Source organism: Streptomyces blattellae (assembly GCF_009709555.1).
Taxonomy (GTDB): Bacteria; Actinomycetota; Actinomycetes; order Streptomycetales; family Streptomycetaceae; genus Streptomyces; species Streptomyces blattellae.
Map to the genome: position 1 here is coordinate 1 of NZ_WJBG01000176.1, position 2462 is coordinate 2462.

3 protein-coding genes and 1 pseudogene are annotated in these 2462 nt (G+C 67.8%); 3 read left to right on the top strand and 1 reads right to left on the bottom strand.

All coding sequences use genetic code 11. The features are described from left to right. The 3 genes and pseudogenes from GFH49_RS22830 to GFH49_RS22840 all read left to right on the top strand — a co-directional run. The coding region (locus GFH49_RS22830) for a Scr1 family TA system antitoxin-like transcriptional regulator (RefSeq protein ID WP_230396441.1) at positions 1-202 on the top strand (202 nt) is incomplete at its 5' end. An 8-nt stretch (positions 203-210) separates the two neighbouring features. Next, entirely contained in the window at positions 211-405 is a 195-nt protein-coding gene (locus GFH49_RS22835; protein WP_155057972.1) for a DUF397 domain-containing protein, read from the top strand. 180 nt (positions 406-585) lie between these two features. After that, a pseudogene (locus GFH49_RS22840) lies at positions 586-972 on the top strand (helix-turn-helix domain-containing protein); the annotation flags it as partial. A 19-nt stretch (positions 973-991) separates the two neighbouring features. Here the strand turns inward: GFH49_RS22840 and GFH49_RS22845 are convergent. Then, positions 992-2218, bottom strand: coding sequence for an IS110 family RNA-guided transposase (locus tag GFH49_RS22845; RefSeq protein ID WP_155053965.1), 1227 nt, complete (start codon positions 2216-2218; stop codon positions 992-994). Positions 2219-2462: the final 244 nt, after the last annotated feature.

Genomic DNA, 2462 nt, shown 5'->3' on the forward strand with positions numbered 1-2462 from the left:
TGCGGCGAACGCGATGACGTACGCGGGAGGCGCCGTGCCCAAGCTGGATACCGTGGTGCGCGACGCACCCCATGGTGCGGCCCTGGTCGACTTCGAGGCGCAGTTGGAAGCGTTTCGAACGCTCTTCCGTAAGGTAGAGGCCGTGTCGCTCGACCCAGCGCGGTCGCGTGACTTCATCCACAGGCTGACGAAAGAGCTGTGAGACGTTCCATGGAGACCCTCGGCAACTGGCGGAAGTCGTCCTACTCCGGCCCCGGTGACGGCGACTCCTGCGTGGAAATAGCAAACGACGTCACCCGAGTTGCGATACGAGACTCCAAGGACCCTTCCTGCGGCACCCTGCTCTTCCCGACTGAGGCCTTCGCCGCCTTCATCGAGGCGCTCAAGCCCAGCCCTGCCGTGTGATCGCCAGCCGTTCCGCCTGCTCAACCGCCAGGTAACAGAATCCCCGCCGAGTTGTGGTGTTTCTGTGGGCGCCGGGGGCCCCGATTGCACAGAGAGCCAGTGGGTTGATAGGGGTACTCAGGTTGAATGCGCGATGTCCGGGGTGGTGACGGGGTGTGATCCCTGCGGTACGACGGTCTCATGCGGTACGCGCAAGGGGGCGGGCTGACGCCTGCCGAGCAGGACAGACGTGAGGCGTTACGGCTGGAGGCGGTCAAGCGGTTCGAGTCCGGTGCGGGCACGGCGCAGATCGCGGCCGAGCTGCGGGTGACGGACCGGTCGGTGCGTCGGTGGCGGGCGGCCTGGCGGCGTGGGGGTGCGGCGGCGCTGGCCTCGGCCGGGCCGATGTCGGTGGAGAAGCTGACGTCCCAGCAGTGGCAGCGGCTGGAGATGGAGTTGAAGCGGGGACCGCTGGCGCACGGCTTTGACGACGAACACCAGGGCTGGACCCTGAAGCGGGTGAAGCTGCTGATCGGCCGGTTGTTCCACATCGGTTACACCGTGCAGGGGGTGTGGCGGCTGCTCAGACACCCCATGTCGTTTGGTGTCAAGCGGTATGGGGTTGTGCGTGGTGCGACCAGGCGGTTGCTTCGTCGTAGAGGGTGCGGGTCTTGAGGCATCCGTGGAGGATGCCGACGAGCCTGTTGCCGACCTGGCGGAGGGCAGAGTTGTAGCCGGCCTCGCGGGCTCGCTGCTTGTCGTAGTACCGGCGGGCGCCGGGTGAGGCCCGCAGGGCGGAGAACGCCTGGCGCTGAAGCGCGTCGGCGAGCCGGTTGTTGCGCACGTAGCGGGCCTGGACGGTGTGGCTCTTGCCGGAGGCCCGGGTAACGGGGCTGGTTCCGGCGTAGTTCTTGCGGGCCTTGGCGGAGCTGTAACGGGTGGGATCGTCCCCGAACTCGGCGAGCACCCGGGCGCCGGTGATCTCTCCGATGCCGGGCATGGAGAGGTAGATCTCAGCGTCCGGGTGCGCGAGAAAATGCGCCTTCACCTGCTCTTCCATCGCGGCTATCTGTTCGTTGAGGGCGATCAGGAGACGAGCATGGGCGGTCGTGGTGGCCCCGTAGGCGGCGGCCACCGGCTCGGGCAGTTCCAGGTGCTTCTCGCGCAAGGCGGCCTGGATGGCCCCGGCCTTCTGGTCCCGGTTGTGGCGTCGGGCGCGGGCCAAGATGGCGGTGATCTGGATGCGGGTGAGCCTGGCCGCCGCCTGGGGGGTGGGCGCCTTGATGAGCAGTTCCAGCGCGTCGGTGCTGGTCAGCTCCAGGCTCGCGTAGGCGTTCAGGGCTGCGGGGAAGTACTCGCGCAGCGTGTTGCGCAGTCGTTGGAAGGTGCGGGTGCGTTCCCAGATCAGGGTCTGGTGGGCGCGGGCGACGACCTTGACGGCCTGGGCCTGGTCGCTGTCGCCGGCGATGGGCCGCAGCTGGTCGCGGTCGATGCGGACCATGTCGGCCAGCGCGTGGGCGTCGCCTCTGTCGCTCTTGGCGCCGGAGGTGCTGTACCGCTCCTTGAACCGGGCGACCTGCCGAGGGTTGATCGCGTAGACCCGGTAGCCGGCCGCAAGCAGGGCCTGCACCCAGGTGCCGCGGTCCGTCTCGATCCCGACGATCACGTCGCAGGGGACGAGGTCCTCACCCGCATGCTTCGCCACAAGCTCGTGGAGCTTGGTGATACCGTCCGCGCCCTCGGGCAACCTTGCGGTCGCGAGGCGGCGGCCGGTGGTGTCCTGGACTTCGACATCGTGGTGGTCCTCGGCCCAGTCGTCGCCGATCAGCAGCAACTCATCCTCCAGGTCAGGTACTTCCCGGTCATGCAGCCCGCGGAAGACACGGCACGCGGCCTAATGGATCCAGTGCTCACGCTCAGCTCGGCGGGCACGCCACCCCATCAGCGGTCATGGCCTTCCGGCCAACCAGCAGGGGCACGGTCTGACCACAGAACTCACAGTGGTTCCGGCGACATAAGTGCTCACCTGCTGGCGGCTACGGCACCGAGTCTCTCCGACCCGGCAGCTCCCATTAGGC

Bases quoted from the DNA above. Each gene is read 5' to 3' on its own strand.
- GFH49_RS22835 (WP_155057972.1), top strand. From the start codon at position 211: ATGGAGACCCTCGGCAACTGGCGGAAGTCGTCCTACTCCGGCCCCGGT.